The sequence below is a fragment of the Chitinophaga sp. CCNWYY40 genome (assembly GCF_037483205.1).
Taxonomy (GTDB): domain Bacteria; phylum Bacteroidota; class Bacteroidia; order Chitinophagales; family Chitinophagaceae; genus Chitinophaga; species Chitinophaga ginsengisegetis.
Map to the genome: position 1 here is coordinate 54,138 of NZ_JBBHLF010000002.1, position 18,278 is coordinate 72,415.

The following is an 18,278-nucleotide window of genomic DNA, read 5'->3' on the forward strand; positions in this document are numbered from 1 at the left end:
TTCGTGTTTATTGGCGCTGCCCGTGCCGATAAATCCGCTAAATTTGGAATATGATAGCAACCCTTAAAATATTATGGAATAGTTTCAAAATGGCGATGCAGGAGCTGCGGGTGAATAAGCTGCGCACTTTTTTATCGTTGTTTGGAATTACCATTGGCATCTTCTGTATCATCGCGGTATTTACGCTTACCGGTAGCCTGGAACACAACATCAGAAAGGATCTGGCCGATTTGGGCGACGATGTGGTATATATGCAGAAGTGGCCCTGGGGCGGCAACGGGGAATATCCGTGGTGGAAATATATGAACCGCCCGGAGCCGGAATATAAGGATCTCAAACCCATACAGGATAAGGTGCAGAGTGCCAGTTTTGCTTCTTTCAATTTTGAATCGGGCAATAAGAAAGTAGAATATGGAGATGATTATATGGATGGAGTGACGATGATGGCGGTGACGAACGACTTTGACCAGATACAGACCTTACAGATCCTCGACGGCCGTTTCTTTGCCAACAGTGAAAGTAACAGCGGCACCAATGTGGCGATCCTGGGCTTTACCATCTGGGACGGGCTTTTCCCTTCGCCGGAAGCGGCTATGGGCAAGGTGGTGAAAGTGGCCGGCAGGGATGTAAAGATCATTGGGGTGCTGAAGAAGAAGGGGGAGAGCATGATTGGCGGCATCGGGTACGACAATGCCATTATACTGCCTTACCGCTTTGCCCGTACAGTGGTGGATGAACGCCGTTTTGCGGACCCGTATATCCTGATAAAGGCCAAACCCAATGTGAGTATGGATCAGCTGAAAGATGAGCTGAGAGGAGTGGTGCGCGCGTCTCACCGGTTAAGGCCGAAAGAAGAGGATGATTTTTCCCTGAATGAAATCAGTACCGCTAACGACAGCCTGAATGCGATGTTTGCAGCGATCAATATGGGCGGGGGAATGATTGCCATCTTTGCATTGATAGTAGGGGCTTTTGGTATTGCGAATATTATGTTTGTAACGGTAAAGGAACGGACCAACATCATTGGTTTGAAAAAGGCCATAGGAGCGCGCCGGGGTATTATCCTGATGGAGTTTTTGCTGGAAGCGGTGAGTTTGTGTTTACTGGGAGGAACTTTTGGTTTGCTGCTGGTTTATTTTCTTACATTAATTATTAACCTGTCTGGTACCTTTGAGATGGTGCTGTCCGCGGGTTCGGTAATATTCGGGTTGAGCATATCTGCCCTGGTGGGGCTGCTCGCGGGTTTTATCCCGGCCTATACAGCCAGTAAGCTGGATCCGGTGGTGGCCATCCGTAGTAACTAAGCAGGCATTATACATAACGGGCAACAGCGTGACTGTTGTACAGGCGGGGTTTTCCCGCCTTTTTTATTAATTTTGCGCCTTATGTCGGTTAAAATATTAGCTATAGAGTCGTCCTGTGATGATACAGGAGCAGCAGTGATCGTGGACGGGCAGGTGTTATCCAATCATATTGCCGGTCAGAAGGTACATGAGCAATACGGTGGCGTGGTGCCGGAGCTGGCTTCCCGCGCGCACCAGGAGAATATAGTGCCGGTGGTGGACATAGCGCTGAAAACCGCGGGGGTAAAGCGGGAAGAGCTGAGTGCGATTGCCTTTACCCAATCACCCGGATTGATCGGTTCCCTGCTGGTGGGCAGCTGCTTCGCCAAATCAATGGCGATGGCGCTGGATATCCCCCTGATAGGCGTGCATCATATGCAGGCGCATGTACTGGCTAACTTTATTGATGATCCCAAACCCGACTTCCCGTTTTTATGCTTAACCGTGTCTGGTGGTCATACCCAGATCGTTTTATGTGAAAGTCCGCTGAGCATGCGGGTGATTGGTGAAACGCTGGATGATGCTGCCGGAGAAGCTTTTGATAAAAGTGCCAAGATATTGGGTTTGCCTTATCCCGGCGGCCCGTTGATAGATAAATACGCCCAAACCGGTAATCCCGCGCGGTTTAAGTTTCCCGAGCCACGGATCCCCGACCTGAACTTCAGTTTCAGCGGATTGAAAACGGCGATCCTTTATTTCCTGCAGGAGAACCAGCAGAAAGATCCTGCATTTATTGCGCAAAACCTGCCTGATATCTGTGCGTCTATCCAGCACCGTATTGTAAGCATATTGCTGAATAAGGTGGTGAAGGCATCTGAAGAAACAGGTATCCGCGATATTGCCATTGCCGGCGGCGTGAGCGCCAACAGCGGGTTGCGGACTGCGTTAACGGAATATGGCCGGAAACACCACTGGCGCACGTTTATTCCTAAATTCGAGTACTGTACTGATAATGCGGGTATGATTGCTATTACCGCCTACTATAAATACCTGGCGGGCGACTTTACGTCGCTGGATGCGGTGCCTACGGCGAGAGCTGCTTTTTAATTTCATTAACAAGTCAGGCTAAAAACAAACTGCTAATTGCTAAAATCCTATTCTTAACCAACAGTATAACGATTTAGCTTTATGTCGGCATATAACCGCTTATTATCTATGAAGAAAATCTTTGTCTTTTTACTGGGGCTTATTATCACCGGTCAGTTTGTGCAGGCGCAGGAGCCTGTGGCGCAAACGGAGTGGAAGAATCAGAAGTATTCCATGTTTATACACTGGGGCGCTATTTATTCCACGCTGGGAGGCGTTTGGGAAGGCAAGCCCGTTACAAAAGGATACAGTGAACAGATACAGGCGCATGCCGGTATTTACAGCGATACCTATGGCGATATCGCCAAACAGTTTCACCCGGAACACTGGAATGCCGACTCTATTGTACTGCTGGCAAAGGCTGCGGGCATGAAGTCGGTAGTGATGACCTCCAAGCATCATGATGGTTTTTGCATGTTTCATACTGCTTACACCGATTATAATGTGGTAGATGCAACGCCTTTCAAAAGGGATGTGCTGAAAGAATTATCGGATGCGTGCCGCAGGCATGGGTTGAAGTTTGGGATGTACTTTTCTTTGATCGACTGGCACTTTCCGCAGGCATATCCTATTTCCAGCAGCAACAGTGATCCTATTACGCCGGAACATCATGAATTTAACAAGAAGCAGGTAACGGAGCTGATGACCAACTACGGCCCGGTATCCGAGATATGGTTTGATATGGGATCGCTCACCGCGCAGCAGAGCAGGGACCTGGCGGATATTGTACATCGCCTGCAACCGGGTTGTATGGTGAGTGGCCGCTTGGGTAATGACGCCGGTGATTTTTGTGTAATGGGAGATAACCAGTATCCTGATTATAAGATTGCTTCCGCATGGCAAACGCCTGCTTCGGTGTATGATGAAACCTGGGGCTATCGCAGCTGGCAGGAGCATGGCAAGGCGGAAGACAAAGCGCATGAAAAACTGGAAGGACTGATTAAAGTGGTAAGTCGTGGCGGAAACTACCTGTTGAACATCGGTCCGCGTGGCGATGGTTCGGTAGTAGATTTTGAAAAAGATGTACTGCTGTTAAACGGCGCATGGCTGAAACTCAACGGTGAAGCCATTTACAGCGCATCTGCCAATCCCTTTGATACTACCTTTGCCTGGGGTGAAGTAACTACAAAGCCAGGCAAATTATACCTGCATTTATTGCAGCAGCCGGAACACGGCACTATCATTTTACCGGGACTGAACAGTAAGATCAGCCAGGTAACCTTGTTGAGCAACGGAAAGAAAGTACCCGTTAAAATATCTTCCAAAGATGGTAACACACAACTTCAGTTACCCGCAGATTTTAAGCTGGCAGATAAAGACATTGCTGTACTGGCAGTTGCCTGCAAAGGCGCGGTAGATATTACGCCAGTTCATTTATTGCGTCATGCCACCCGTTTGAGCAGGGATAATGCCACGCCGCTATTCAGCTTCTCCGGCATTGATTATGAAAGTTATTACCGCAGTGAAGTGGGCGAGCAGTGGGCATTTACCACACAACACCCTGCAGCATTGCAACTGGTATACAGTGATGCAGAAAAAGGCAAACGCATTTTACTCACGCTGAACGGCAGCATCAAAGAAGTATTGCTGGATGGTGGCGTTACCAGTCCGCTGAAAAATGATCCGGCTTCCCTGCAGTGGGGACCGATGTACAGCGCAGGTCCTTTCTGGTCCGGTATTGATGGTACGCATGGCAGTGTGAAAGATATTGACCCTTCCAAACCCTGGCCGAATAACGATAACGCCGCATGGACCCTGCACAGCGACTGGAAGAATGATGCTCCCATTGCTTTAACCGCCGATAAAAGTGTGGCCGGTTATATTTTACAGGAGATCACGGCTCCGAAAGCAGGTGACTACCTGGTAGGATTTAATAGTGGAGATGGTATTGCGGTATACCTGAACGGAGAAGAGCAGCTATTGCACAATAACCCGGAAAGGGGAGGTACACAATCGGAAGTATTATTGTTATCGCTGAAAGAAGGAAAAAATCAGCTGGTGGCCAAATTCTACAGTCGCTTTGCGAAGCAGGCAGTAGTGGGTATCAACCGGAACGTACCACAGGTATTATACGTACAGCAGTTGCCGGATCGTGTAAGTGGCAGCGGTAAGGTAGAGCACTGTGTGATCAGGCAGGCCAACCCCGTATCCGTACACCGTAACTTACGGATGCCTAACCTCGCTGTGGTGTTAGATTCAAAATAAAAATGGCAAATACATTTTTTAAATTCAAGCAGTTTACCGTTCACCAGGAGCATTGCGCCATGAAAGTTTGTACAGACGCCTGTATACAAGGAGCTTTCACGGCGCAATACCTGGCCGACAATGAGATAACGGCGCCGGCTATACTGGATTTAGGCGCCGGCACCGGGCTGCTGAGCCTTATGCTGGCGCAACAGGTAGATGCCGTTATTACAGCAGTAGAACTGGACGCCGGGGCCGCCCACCAGGCCATACAAAACTTTGATGAATCACCCTGGGCGCATCGTTTAACCCTAACGCGCCAGGATATACGAAAAATGGATGGCGCCGTGAAGTATGACTTTATTATCAGCAATCCGCCGTTCTACGAGCGTGCATTGAAAAGTGGTCAGGCAGCGAAAGACCAGGCCATGCACGCCACCAACCTGAGCTACGGGGAGTTGCTGACGGCGGTTGACCAGCAGCTGGCCGTGTCCGGCGAGTTGTCGGTGTTACTGCCTTATACCGCCTTTGAAGGTTTCCGGGTGTTGGCGCTGGAGGCGGGGCTTCATTTGAAGCAGGTGTTGTATATCCGGCAGAGTGTGAAGCACGGCTTTTTCCGGACCGTGGGCATTTTTTCGCGGAAGCCGGTGAATACGGTGATCAGCGAACTTTCCGTGTATGATGCGGAGCGGGTGTATACGCCCGGATTTGTAGAATTATTGCGGCCGTATTATTTATACCTGTAGATTTTTTGTATTTTGGTGCTCTATTTATCCTGATATGCTTCGAGTTGCCAGAGTTTGTTTGTTGCTTTTATTGTTGCCCGTTATCGTGCATGCCCAGAAAGAAATTAATATCTGGTACTTCGGATATAACGCCGGGCTTGACTTCAACACTACCCCCGCCACAGTTCTCACAGATGGACAAACTTACACCCGCGAAGGGGTAGCCACTATTTGTGACGGCGCCACCGGCAAATTGCTTTTTTATACAGAAGGATCTACGGTTTGGAACGCCCAACACGGTATCATGCCTAATGGAACGGGCCTTATGGGCGATCCATCCAGTGTACAGTCGGGTATTGCGGTGCCTTTTCCGGGACATCCGGGACAGTATTACCTGTTTACCACTATGACTGGTAAGGGATTCCGTTACAATATACTGGATATGGCACTGGATAACGGAAACGGTGATATTATTCCTTCGACAAAAAATACATTGTTGCTGAATAAGAATCAGAGCACGGAAAAAATGGCGGCAACCCGGCACTGTAACGGAAGGGATTACTGGATAGTGACGCATTCGGCCAATGGCGCTACCTTTCACGTATACCTGCTTTCACCCGCCGGATTATCTGCTGCCACTACTTATACTACCGGCGCTGTTATTCATCCGGGAGGATGGGAGGAAACCGGTTATATCAAGTTTTCACCTGATGGCGCTACTTTGGTGCATTCCCTGGGATCTATAAGGCAGGGTGCGATGAGTGTGGTAGATCTGCTGAAGTTTAATAACACCACGGGCGTGATCAGTCCTCCTTTTGCCTCGCTGAATGTTATTTTCCCACTTGGCATTGAGTTTACCATCAGCGGCAAACTGTTGTATGTTGTGAGTATGAATTATCTCCATTGGGGTAAATTATTTCAGTATGATTTGACCGCCCCCAACATCAATGCTTCGCAGCAAACGATTGTAACCAATACCGATAATATCCAGATGGGTGGGATTCAGATGGGGCCCGACGGACATATTTATATGGGATATGAACAGGTATATAATGCGGGCTACCGGTATGTGGGGATGATTCATAACCCCGAGGTGAGAGGGATAGGGTGTAATTTTCAGCGGGACGCGATAGATATGGACCCTACCGGCATGGGGCGGCACAGAACATCCTTGTCTTTTCCCACATTTGTAAATAGCTTCCTTTATTTTCCTGCCGACTTTACCGTTTCGGATATATGCGGTGGCAGTCCTGTTTTTAAGTTGAATAATGAAGTGGGCGTAACCAGTGTATTATGGGATTTTGGAGATGGCACTACTTCTACTGATTTATCGCCACAACATACATACGCTGCTAAAAAAAAGTATACCACAAAAGTAAAAGTGACGCGTCAATGCAGTACAGATGAAAAAACGCAGGATATCATTATAGGGGGCAATAGTGAGGAGAGCGTTACAAAGAGTATTTGCAGTAAGGATACCTACACTTTGCCGGATGGCAGGAAAGTGAATACAGCCGGCGTTTATATCAGTACCCTGAAGAGATTAAGCAATAGTTGCGATAGTATTATTACCACTACTTTAAAGGTGTTGCCGGTGTATCAGCTCACTGAAAAAGTGACTATCTGCAGTGGGCAGGAGTACCAGTTACCGGATGGTAGAAAGGTAAACAGTTCCGGTAGCTATACATCTTCCCTAAAAACTTACGAGGGCTGCGATAGTATTATTACCACTGAGCTAAACGTGCCGGAAAGGGATTATCCGCAGGATGCAGTTATTTGCGAGGGAGATAATTACCGGTTACCGGATGGGAGGGTGGTGACGGATGCAGGTATCTATAACAGTACGCTTACTTCCTCGGTGGGCTGCGACAGTATTATCATTACAACCCTGGTGGTGAATCCTGTTTATACTACGGAGGAATCTGTTAATATTTGTGATGGCAACACTTACCGTTTGCCGGATGGCCGTGTGGTAAATGTTACGGGACAGTATACTTCCCGTTTCAAGAGTAGGAAAGGCTGCGACAGTATTATTGTTACGAACCTGCAGATGCAACCCCGCTATAACATTGCAAAGACTGCCATCACCTGCGAAGGAGAGCCTTATATATTGCCGGATGGCCGGTCTGTGAAGGTTTCCGGTACGTATGTGTCTTCCTTCACTTCCTTTTATGGCTGTGATAGTATTATTACCACGCGGCTTACCGTGATGCCTGTTTACAACCTGGAGAAATATGACACCATTTGCAACGGAGAACACTATACGCTGCCTGACGGCAGAAGTGTGACCACCGCTGCGCGGTATGTGAGCACGCTGTTTACCACAAGCGGCTGTGATAGTACCATTGTTGTACATCTGGCTTTAAAAGAGAAGCCGGAGGTTAGTCTTGTCCCAGAAATATGCTTATTTTCCGGCCGGCCAACTACTGTAACATTGGCGCCGGGTTACGACAGGTATGAGTGGCAGAACGGTTTTACCGGGAATGTTTATGCCATCCGTTACCCGGGTATTTACCGTGTGGCTGTTTCCAATGAATGTGGTATGGTTACCCTGCAAACAGTGGCAAAGGAATGTGCGGTGGATATGTATGTACCAAATGCATTTACTCCAAATGGAGATGGCCTGAATGATGTGTTCCGGCTCCGGCAGCCGAATGGGCAGGTATTGCTGGAGTTCAGGGTATTTGACCGTTGGGGGGTGGAAATATTTTCTACCACCAATGTAATGCAGGGATGGGATGGTACTTACAAAGGGCAGCTACAACCGCTGGGAGCATATGTATATTTCATCCGTTACAAGAACATAGATGGAATAGAAAAGCAACTGAAAGGGGCTGTTAACCTGCTACGATAGCTTCCCCTTTGCATAATCTTCCAGGTAGGCATACCGCTCTGTTAACCGGCCATTCGCAACAATCGTTGCATTACTGATCATTTCGCTGTTTGTTTTCAGCAATTCATCAAATACATATTTCATCAGCTGATCGCCGAAATATTGCGAAGCGTCCCGCGGCAGTTCATTCGGTAAATTGCTTACGCACATCATGTCTACCGTTCCGGGAAGATAGGGTGCGGTTTGCTGCATCGTATCTTTTGTAACGCCGTACACGGGGTTTTCAATGGTGCTGTCGCCCAGGTTGCAGGGGATAGAGCCGTTGGTATCGTCTGTGATATCGGCGATGACCTGTATGCGGAAGTTTTCTTTTTTGAGGTCATCTGCCTGGAAGAGTGGCGGGATTTTTTCATCCCAGTAGATACCGTTCATGAGGATATCGCTTACGGTAACGTAGGGGAGGAAGCGACACTCGTATGCTTCCGGATGTGCGTGGAAGTCGGCCCGGCTGTATGTTTTATCGTCTTTCCGCAGGTAAAGCTCACCTGCTTTTAATTGGGTATATACCGGGTAGGAGTAGGTGTTAACCAGGTATTCTTCCGGGGGAAGATATTTGATGCCCAGCATACCCATTATTTCCAGCGCGCCTGCTGCTACGCGTCCGGAGCCGGTGATCACTATTTTCAGCGGTGGCAGTTTGATGCCGAAGTAATGATTGATCAGTTCCTGGAAGTCGTGGCAGGTATGTACCCTTTTGAAATGAAAGGACCGTGTTTTTTCTCCGTATGCCATGAGGCCATTATGTGCGCCTACTATGCCGGCAAAGAAGCCGAAGCCCAGGATGCGTTGTCCGTCGGGGTGTATGAGGCATTCATAATCTATAAGCGTGATATTTTTTTCCAGGATGGTTTGCAGCATACGTTGGTTATGCGGCTGTTTCTTTTTGGTATGGCTGAAAAAGAGGTATGTTTTTCCTGCGATCAGTTTATCGGTGGGCACTTCTTTGATGCCCAGCAGGATGGTGCAGTGGGAGAGGTCTTCCCGCAGCGGAACGCCTGCTTTTTCATATTCATCGTCTTTAAAGCTTCGTAACGGGGATGGCTGTACGTAAATCTGTACCTGTGGAAAGTGCTGCATGATCCATTGGCATTGTTTAGGTGTAAAGGCTACCCTGTTGTCATGCGGGTGTTTTTCTTCCCTGATAAGTCCGATGTGTATCTTGTTTTCCATCTTTGAATTTAGGGTATTTTCGTCATTTGTGAACTCCTGAAACGCCCTGTTTATGCGGGATACGAAATTTATTTATACAAAAATGTAAAATTTATTTGCAGATTAAATAAGAGTTTCTATATTTGCATCCCGCAATTGACGCGGCGAAGTTCATTAGTAAGATTGCCCAGATGGCGGAATTGGTAGACGCGCTAGACTCAAAATCTTGTTTCGGCAACGGAGTGCAGGTTCGATTCCTGTTCTGGGCACCTGATTATCAGTTATTTATAAAGGTTCACGAAAGTGGACCTTTTTTATTTGCACAAAATCCCAATGTGGTAAGGTGTTAAAGAACTTTGATTCCAAAAATACCAGAAACTCCTGCAACCATTGCCAGTAAAGGATTTGATAATTTACCTACGAAAGTGTAAGTGTATCTAAACGCTTTTATTTCTACCTGCAATAACCGCCCACAAAGTAATTGCCCCAGCACAGATATACCGCAGATAAACGACCTTACTCACTGGTTTTTCAGTATTGTTTTTACGAAGCAAAGGAATTAAATTTGAAAAGTGTTTCCTGATGGGACATGACAAATATTGTAGCCGCCAGATGTTACTGGTTCCCTTTATTACAACAGCGAAGAATAAAACACGCTGGTACAATAATTTCATACTATAACCCGATAGTAAAATAAAAAAACGTTATCCTTAAAAAATAAAAAATCATGAAGCTCATTTATTCATTGTGTTTTGTTCTCTGTCTTTTTGCTGGAATACCAGTTTTTGGACAGGAAGCAAAACTTGACAAAAAGACTAAAGAAGCATTAGCCGAACGTTATGCTGCCGATAAACTGTATGCCGATTACAAAAGGGGTATTTATAAGCGAGAAGCCTGGAAGGCTTCATGGGTGGGTGCAAAGCTCTCCGAACTATATAAAAGCTGGGGCGTGCCTACCAGAACAGCTACCGATGAAACTGGCGGGCAGGTGGTAGTATATGAAAACGTCACCAACACGTCTGGTGGTACCTATACACCTGGTTATATTGAAACAGCTACAAATGGTTTTGGGCAAACGGTGATAACCGGGCAAAGGGCAGCGGAAGATACCAGATGGACCAGTCAATATGTTACCATAACAACGGTACATGTGGATAATAAGGGAGTGATCACAAAAGTAGATTTCAATAGCAGATATAGCCGTAATTAATCAAATTTATTTTTATGATGAAAAATATCAGAGCAGCGCTACTCTTCATCTTTATGCTACTCTCAATTGATACCAATGCACAGGGCATATATTTTCAGGTGAAGCCGCAAATAGATGAATCTACAGGAGGGTACATCGGGAAAGTGCAACCGGTAGATGATGTGCAATATGTAAAACTTGCCTATCCCGGCAAAACGAAGGAACAGCTTTATGATGCTGTGGTGAATTATGTTAAAAGCCATCGCGGACTTAAATTGGATTACACCAACGATGTTAAAAAAACGTTTTTGGCTTACCGGGATTTTGCAACGATCGGCGATAAAACGAAATGTGGTGCCGACCTTATATCCCTGACGTATATTGGCGTGGTTACGGATTTAAAAGACACCCTGCTTGTGAGCTACAGCATCGCGTCCAAGATCTTCGCCACTATTTTCGATGCCAAACTTACAATAAGCCCCGGCAACGATGTGGTTTCAGAAAATGATGTGCCCTTTAATGAATATAAATTTGTCCAGCCAGGAGCCGGAAGAACACAAAGCAGCATATCGCCAAACGGTGGGCTTTTAGGCGCAGCTACATCCCGGAAGATTAACTATAAATTGGCATACCCCGAAAGCGTTTTTGATCCCAACGGTAAAATAGTAAACCCCGGCAATAAAAAAATAATTGAAGATTTCTTCGACGGCTATATTGTTGATCTGAAAAATTATCTGGATAAAAATTTAAAATAGATCTGGCAATCCTTAAAGTACACCTTACTGTTCCAATATGCCCACAACGCAGTTCAGCCATTGCACAGCAGGAACTCTTCTGCTGTGCTGGCATTTATGCTCGCGCAGCGTTTTAAGTGAGGTCTCTGTTTCTTTCTCCTGATATCGATAACCAGCATCAAATACATCTCGTCCCGGGCTCAAGGCTGAACCAATCCTGAAATGCCTGCCTTACAAAAAATCCTCCGCCCACATTTTCCTGGTTTAAAACAATTAACAGAAACAGCTGATATCCGTCAGTATTGTAACTGTCGGCTGTCATAGAAAGCAGGAATGCTTTGGTGTTTCTTTGCAGTAGTCTATTGCGTTTTACACAATTTATTCATCATTTTCAATACAAAACAAATGATACCCAAAACGATGAAAGCCGCGGTACTACACGCCTTCGGCGCACCGCTGCAAATTGAGGAGGTTCCTGTGAAAGAACCAGGCGAAAACCAGGTCCTGGTAAAAATCATCACCAGTGGCGTCTGTCATACCGATCTGCATGCCTGTGAGGGCGACTGGCCGGTGAAACCAAAGCTACCCCTGATACCCGGACATGAAGGCGTGGGTTATGTGGTTGCCTTAGGTAAAGGCGTACAACATATCAGGGAGGGTGATATCGTGGGGGTACCGTGGTTGTTCAGTGCCTGCGGTTGCTGTGAATATTGCATCACCGGATGGGAAACCCTTTGCGAGTCACAACAGAATGGTGGTTACAGTGTTGACGGAAGTTATGCCGAATATGTAGTTGCCGATGCCCGTTATGTAGCCCGTTTCCCGGCAGGCATCAACTTTATGGAAATGGCGCCGATTACGTGCGCTGGTGTTACAGTATATAAAGGGTTGAAAGAAACAGATACCAAACCAGGCGAATGGGTAGCCATATCCGGTATTGGTGGTTTAGGACACCTGGCTGTACAATATGCCAAGGCTATGGGGTTGCATGTAGCAGCTATAGATGTAGCCGAGGATAAGCTTGCTCTTGCCCGCAACCTGGGGGCCGATCTTACCGTTAATGCCTTGCATGATGATCCGGGTACTTACCTGAAAAAGGAAACAGGAGGCATGCATGGCGTACTGGTAACAGCTGTATCGCCCATTGCTTTTAAACAAGGCCTTTCCGCCTTGCGCCGTAAGGGTACCATCGCGTTGAACGGGTTACCGCCCGGCAGTTTTGATCTGCCCATTTTCGATACAGTACTCAATCGCTACACAGTAAGGGGTTCTATTGTTGGTACCCGGAAAGATATGCAGGAAGCTATTTCATTTGCAGTGGAAGGAAAAGTAAAGGCAACCATTCATGCGGCGAAACTGGAAGACATTAATACCGTGTTCGATCAAATGAAAAAAGGCGAGATAGAAGGCCGTATCGTGTTACAGATAGCCACACCTTAAGGTTTGCATGCAGTGCCTGATTGTATAAAAGAAAACTGAAAAATTATGTCTATCCAAACTATTAATCCTGCTACGAACAAAGTAGTACAGACATTTGAGGAGATGACAGCATCCGCTGTTGATAAAGCCATCACTGTTGCAGTAGCTACTTATACAGCGTGGCGTAAAACCAGCTATGAGCAACGTGCCGCCCTTTTACATAAAGTGGCTTCGCTGATGCGTGGGCAGCGCGACAGGTTGGCCCGCCTGATTACTCTTGAAATGGGGAAACTCATTGCACAGGCTTACGGTGAAATAGACCTGAGTGCGGACATTATCGATTATTACGCCACCAACGGGGAGCAATTCTTAACCGACAAACCACTTCAGCCGGAATATGGTAAAGCTTTTATCCGCTACAGTCCCATCGGTGTTTTATTAGGAGTAGAGCCCTGGAACTTCCCCTTTTATCAGGTGGCCCGTTTTGCTGCCCCCAATATCATGGCAGGTAATGTGGTGCTGGTCAAACATGCGTCTATTGTGCCGCAATGTGCTATCGCTATCGAAGATTTGTTCAGGGAGGCGAATGCTCCTGCTGGTGTTTATACCAATCTTCTGATTTCCGGTAAAAGGGCGTCGGCATTAGTCGCCGATAACCGTATCAAAGGGGTTTCACTTACCGGCAGCGAAGAAGCCGGTGCCAGTATTGCTATGGAAGCAGGCAAGTACTTAAAAAAGTCAGTACTGGAATTGGGAGGAAATGATGCCTTTATTGTGCTGGAAGACGCTGATATAGATAAGGCTGTGGAATGGGCTATGGTAGGTCGTTTGAATAATAACGGGGAATGTTGCGTTGCCTCTAAACGGATTATTGTTGTTGAGCCTGTGGCTGATGAGTTTCTGCGGAAATTCAAAGAAAAGTTCACACAGGTAAAAGTGGGTGATCCAATGGACCCCGCTACGGAATTGGGACCATTGAGCAGTGAAGCTGCTGCGGTGCAGCTGGCCGACCAGGTAGCACGGTCTGTTGCGCAGGGTGCTACTGTATTAGTGGGCGGTAAGCGCTGTGACAGGGAAGGGGCGTTTATGCAACCAACTATACTCACCGACCTGAGGCCAGGTATTGCCGCTTACCATGAAGAACTCTTCGGACCTGTAGCTTCTTTCTACAGGGTTAAAGACGAAGCCGCAGCTATCGCGCTTGCCAACGACTCTGATTTTGGATTAGGTGGTTCTGTATTCACCCAGGATATCGAACGGGGGAAAAGAGTAGCCGACCAGATAGATACCGGTATGGTATTTATCAACCATCCCACCTGGACACAAGCCGATCTTCCATTCGGTGGTACCAAACGTTCCGGGTACGGACGTGAGTTATCGGAATTGGGTATCGAAGAATTCGTCAATAAAAAACTTATCCGGATTAGTGAGCTTACCGATCCGTTTTAATAAAAAGGCCTGTAGGTGAAAGTCTGCAGGCCTTTTTTGTTTCTACACGCATTACGCTATCAACCTGATACCAGCCAAATCCACTTTCCCGTTTTTCTTCTTGTAAATAAAAAGAATGTGTTACCCAGGCAGGCTTCCGGGGAACAATCAAATATTTTATATCTTTATCGGCCTATAAATAAAGAAATATTACGGATGTTGTTGTATTGTTGTGATATTGTATTGTCGTGTTGAAGTGTTTTTATTGCCAAGATGAACCTTATTTTTTGTCTCAACCTGTTTTTATTGAACTTCATGCCAGCGGAGTCCGTTGTTTCAATGGACACATCTGTGCATTATTTTGTGAGGCGTTTTACTGATGATGATGGTCTGCCGCAAAACAGCGTCAAATTTATTGTGCCCGATAAGAATGGTTTCCTGTGGCTGGCCACGGAAAACGGGTTAACAAGGTTTGATGGCAACTACTTTCTCAATTTTAACAGCGATAACGTGCCTGGCTTGAAAAGCAGCAGGATGGCCAGGGTCCACCCCAATGATACCGCTATAACGGTAGAAACCGACCAGGGGGAAATATTAACAGTTACGGAGAGTAGGGTAAAGCACATGGGCACGGAGCTGCCTGGATATAAATACCAGCGGTATGCTGCCCTTAATAACGACTACTACCCCATGAGGGGATGGCCTGATGACTATGCCGCGCATTTTGCAAAGGAGCGTCCGGTTGTGATGCCGTTGGATAAAGAAAGTTATTTTGCTGTATATCGTGATACCATTTCCCTTGTAAAGCAGGGGAAGCTGGCGTATCGCATTATACAGCCCCAGCTCGATCTGTTGCGTTTGTTTGTTTACAGTGGCAGGCTTTTCTACCTTAACAGGGATGGACACATCACGGGATGGGAGAAGGGGCAGCCTGTAAAAGTACCGCTTATAGGAGACGTATTGTCTGACCCTGCTTTTACTAAATGTAAAATGGAATTGTTCTGGAACCTGGCGGCGCACCAGGTTTTTATTTATACGGATAAAAATTGTTACCAGTTAGAGATAGAACCGGGCGTGGGTATACGTAGTTCGCTGGTGCTGCGTGATTTCGATTTACACCGGAACTACATTTCTTCCATCTATTACGATCAGCTTAACAACCGGGTTTTCCTGGGAAGTTCCACAAAGGGCTTCTATATTGCTACCAGGCAACAATTTATAGTGCGTAAATCTGATACTTCAGAAGCGGAAGTATTTTATGCACAGGCACCTTTCCCGGGCAATGCGGTGGTAACATCTTCCGGGCTCGTCTTTAATCAAAAAGGAAAATATAGCTGGCTGCCGTCGTCGTTCAACAGGGAAAATACGATGGAGAAATATACACTGGTCCGTGATAGCCAGGGAAGATACTGGGGTAGAGGTGGAAAAACGTTAATGGCGGTATCACCGGATTTCAGCCAGATGCTGCGCCAGATTGAATTACCGTACCTCGTTAGCCAGATTTGCATCGATCCTGATGGAAATTTATGGGTGGGCGGAAAATATCCCGGACTGTACTATCTGAAAACGGCTGATCTAAAGCAGCCATTACATTTTCTTCCTGCCGCGGTTGATGATGTTACCTACCTGAAAGAAGGAAAACCGGGAACAGGCATTTTATGGGTGGGCACAGGCAAAGGGCTATACAGGGTGCATTTGCCGTCAGGACGTACCGACACTATCAGGGGGCTGGAAGAAGGGCATATACGAAGTATCTATATTCCCAAACGGGGAGAAGTCTGGATCACTACATATAACAAGGGCGTTTTTCTTTACCGGAATGAACGGCTGGTGGCCCTGCCGCAGGACCGGCAGCGGTATATGGCTACCACTCATTGTATTACGGAAGACGACCAGGGTTATTTCTGGCTCACTACAAATAAAGGGTTATTCAGGATCAGGAGGCAGGATGCACTTGATTTTGCAGATGGAAAGCAGCACGATGTATACTACTATTATTTCGGAAAGGACCAGGGCTTTAATACGAACGAGTTTAACGGCGGCTGTGAACCCTGCGCCTTTGAGTATGACAACGGCGATATTTCTTTGCCATCGCTGGATGGGCTGGTGCAGTTTACGCCGTCTGCTATCCGGATGGAGATGCCGGACAAAGGAATATATGTAGACTGGGTGGAGCATAACCTGAAAGTAACAGAAGCCTCCGCACAATTTGATCTGCCCAATAATTTTCAAACTTTCCGGTTACATATCAGCTCTCCCTATTTTGGCGATCCCAGGAACCTGCAGTTTTATTATTCACTGGAGAAAGATGACCGGCGGGAAGAACAGATATGGTTACCTGTGAACAGCGATAAAACCATCACTTTCTCTTCTTTATCGTCCGGGGATTATCGTATCCGTATCCGGAAGCTGAAAGGGTTTGGGAGAGATCAGTATATCGAAAAGGTACTCGTCATCAGCGTACAGAAAGCGTTCTATGAAAGACTCTGGTTCGGACTGGCAGTATTAGCTACGCTGATCTGTCTCATCATCTTACTATACAAAATACATATCAGGAGTATAAGGCGGAAGAACCGGCTATTGGAGCTAAAGGTAACAAGCCGCACCAGGGAGCTGGAGAAAACAATGACTATACTCCAGGACTCCGATGAACAGCTGCGTAAACAAAGTTTTATGCATAAGCGGCTTCTGGCTGCAATCACCCATGATATTAAAACGCCGCTGAGGTTTTTACTCAGGGTTAATAAAGATGAACCCTCTTCCGGTGTGTTAAATGAGACGGAAATAAAAACGGTTACTTACGACAGTCTTTATCGCATGCATCACCTGGTAGATAACCTGATCCATTATATGCGGATCTCTTTCCTGACAGGTGAATTTGCTGAAGATACGGTAGACATATGCCAGCTGATAGAAGAAAAGATAGAGATCTTCAGACCGGTATCCGGCTCAAAAGAGATAGCCGTTATCAATCATATTCCGCCAGGAACCACGGTTGTAGTAAACAAGCTGTTACTGGCGGTTGTGTTGCATAACCTGTTGGATAATGCCATAAAATACACCGCCAGGGGAGTAGTGGAATTAACCGCTGAAAGAGGTGAAGGTGTTTTAACCATACATTTATCCGATACCGGCTACGGTATGTCGCCGGCAATAAGAGACTGGATCAATCACGCGGAAAAGGATGGCAACGGGCAGTACGACAGCGCCGGAATAGGGCTGATCCTTGTAAAGGAGTTGCTTACGTTGATCAACGGCAGAATGTTTGCCTATCCTGGTGTAAACGGAGGCACTAAAGTATCGCTGCAGCTTCGCATTAATGGGTAGCTACCTGGTACATCTGCGCTTTTTCGATTAACGCGATCACATTTTTTACGCCTACTTTCTCAAAAATACGTGTCTTGTAAGTGCTCACGGTGGTTAGCTGCAAGTGGAGTATCTCTGCAATTTTTATCAGGGGGAGTCCTTTTGTAAGCAGGTTCATTACTTCGATTTCACGGGGAGAAAGCACCGAGAAGGGGTTGTTGGAACGCTCCTGTTGCCCCGTAAATTTACCAATCAGCAGATCCCTGACTGCCCTGCTGATATATTTTTCCCCTTTAAGAACAGCATTGATGGCTATTCTGAATTCTTCATCCGGAGAATTTTTTTCGATATAACCATCTGCACCTGCCTGGATATAGTTAAGGGCATACAGTATTTCATCGTAAGCAGAAAAAACCAGTATCCTGATACCCGGTTGCCGTAGTTTCACAGCATCGATCATCTGGCGGTTGTTTCCACCGGGCATATTAATATCCAGTATCATCAGGTCGAAGTTTTGGGCTTCCATAAGGAAAATGGCTTCATCAAATGTTCTGGCTTCTGTAACAAGCATGGCGCCGGGCAGGGAGCAGATAATTTGTTTCATACCAAGTCTTACTATCGAGTGGTCATCTGCTATCAGTATATTTATCATTTTAGATGCTGGTTAGGGAACACAGGTGGCATAGCGGTTTATCGCCCACTAAATTAACGTTTTTTTCTTCGTATATATATTACAGTATTGTAAATTTTTTACTATACGCTACTAAAAGAAGTACTACCTCAAAACCGGCAGGCGTCTGCTACTTTTGCAAAGTCGATCTG

Annotated in this window: 12 protein-coding genes and 1 tRNA gene; 11 read left to right on the top strand and 2 right to left on the bottom strand. The window is 46.5% G+C overall.

What is annotated here, in order from left to right:
• Positions 1 to 50 precede the first annotated feature (50 nt).
• The 5 genes from V7S65_RS06160 (at position 51) to V7S65_RS06180 (ending at position 8,192) form a co-directional block, all read left to right on the top strand.
• Positions 51 to 1,304 (top strand): ABC transporter permease, encoded by a 1,254-nt coding sequence (locus V7S65_RS06160; RefSeq protein ID WP_079467700.1) that lies wholly within the window; start codon positions 51 to 53, stop codon positions 1,302 to 1,304.
• An 81-nt stretch (positions 1,305 to 1,385) separates the two neighbouring features.
• Positions 1,386 to 2,390: a tRNA (adenosine(37)-N6)-threonylcarbamoyltransferase complex transferase subunit TsaD gene (gene tsaD / locus V7S65_RS06165; protein ID WP_079467699.1), complete on the top strand. Its 1,005-nt coding sequence runs from the start codon at positions 1,386 to 1,388 to the stop codon at positions 2,388 to 2,390.
• A gap of 108 nt (positions 2,391 to 2,498) precedes the next feature.
• Positions 2,499 to 4,634: an alpha-L-fucosidase gene (locus V7S65_RS06170; RefSeq protein WP_336388851.1), complete on the top strand. Its 2,136-nt coding sequence runs from the start codon at positions 2,499 to 2,501 to the stop codon at positions 4,632 to 4,634.
• Between the two features lie 2 nt (positions 4,635 to 4,636).
• Positions 4,637 to 5,359, top strand: a complete 723-nt coding sequence (locus V7S65_RS06175; RefSeq protein WP_336388850.1) for a tRNA1(Val) (adenine(37)-N6)-methyltransferase — start codon at positions 4,637 to 4,639, stop codon at positions 5,357 to 5,359.
• Positions 5,360 to 5,393: 34 nt separating this feature from the next.
• Positions 5,394 to 8,192, top strand: a complete 2,799-nt coding sequence (locus V7S65_RS06180; protein WP_336388849.1) for a T9SS type B sorting domain-containing protein — start codon at positions 5,394 to 5,396, stop codon at positions 8,190 to 8,192.
• On the opposite strand, the gene V7S65_RS06185 is transcribed toward V7S65_RS06180, so the two are convergent.
• On the bottom strand, positions 8,184 to 9,401 hold the full coding sequence (locus V7S65_RS06185) for an NAD(P)-dependent oxidoreductase (RefSeq protein WP_336388848.1): 1,218 nt from the start codon (positions 9,399 to 9,401) through the stop codon (positions 8,184 to 8,186). The genes V7S65_RS06180 and V7S65_RS06185 overlap by 9 nt on opposite strands.
• A 164-nt stretch (positions 9,402 to 9,565) precedes the next feature.
• Here V7S65_RS06185 and V7S65_RS06190 point away from each other — a divergent pair.
• From V7S65_RS06190 to V7S65_RS06215, 6 genes are all read left to right on the top strand, one after another.
• Positions 9,566 to 9,649: transfer RNA gene (locus tag V7S65_RS06190), tRNA-Leu, on the top strand.
• A gap of 458 nt (positions 9,650 to 10,107) precedes the next feature.
• Positions 10,108 to 10,590 carry a hypothetical protein gene (locus V7S65_RS06195; RefSeq protein ID WP_336388847.1) on the top strand — a complete coding sequence of 161 codons (483 nt, stop codon included), beginning with the start codon at positions 10,108 to 10,110 and terminating at the stop codon, positions 10,588 to 10,590.
• Positions 10,591 to 10,604: 14 nt separating this feature from the next.
• Positions 10,605 to 11,324 carry a hypothetical protein gene (locus V7S65_RS06200; protein WP_336388846.1) on the top strand — a complete coding sequence of 240 codons (720 nt, stop codon included), beginning with the start codon at positions 10,605 to 10,607 and terminating at the stop codon, positions 11,322 to 11,324.
• A gap of 384 nt (positions 11,325 to 11,708) precedes the next feature.
• Positions 11,709 to 12,743 (top strand): alcohol dehydrogenase AdhP, encoded by a 1,035-nt coding sequence (gene adhP, locus V7S65_RS06205; protein ID WP_111580593.1) that lies wholly within the window; start codon positions 11,709 to 11,711, stop codon positions 12,741 to 12,743.
• 45 nt (positions 12,744 to 12,788) lie between these two features.
• Positions 12,789 to 14,171 carry an NAD-dependent succinate-semialdehyde dehydrogenase gene (locus V7S65_RS06210; protein WP_079467692.1) on the top strand — a complete coding sequence of 461 codons (1,383 nt, stop codon included), beginning with the start codon at positions 12,789 to 12,791 and terminating at the stop codon, positions 14,169 to 14,171.
• Positions 14,172 to 14,423: 252 nt separating this feature from the next.
• Positions 14,424 to 17,477 (top strand): sensor histidine kinase, encoded by a 3,054-nt coding sequence (locus tag V7S65_RS06215; RefSeq protein WP_336388845.1) that lies wholly within the window; start codon positions 14,424 to 14,426, stop codon positions 17,475 to 17,477.
• Here V7S65_RS06215 and V7S65_RS06220 read toward each other — a convergent pair.
• On the bottom strand, positions 17,467 to 18,108 hold the full coding sequence (locus tag V7S65_RS06220; protein ID WP_111580590.1) for a response regulator: 642 nt from the start codon (positions 18,106 to 18,108) through the stop codon (positions 17,467 to 17,469). The genes V7S65_RS06215 and V7S65_RS06220 overlap by 11 nt on opposite strands.
• Between the last annotated feature and the right edge of the window lie 170 nt (positions 18,109 to 18,278).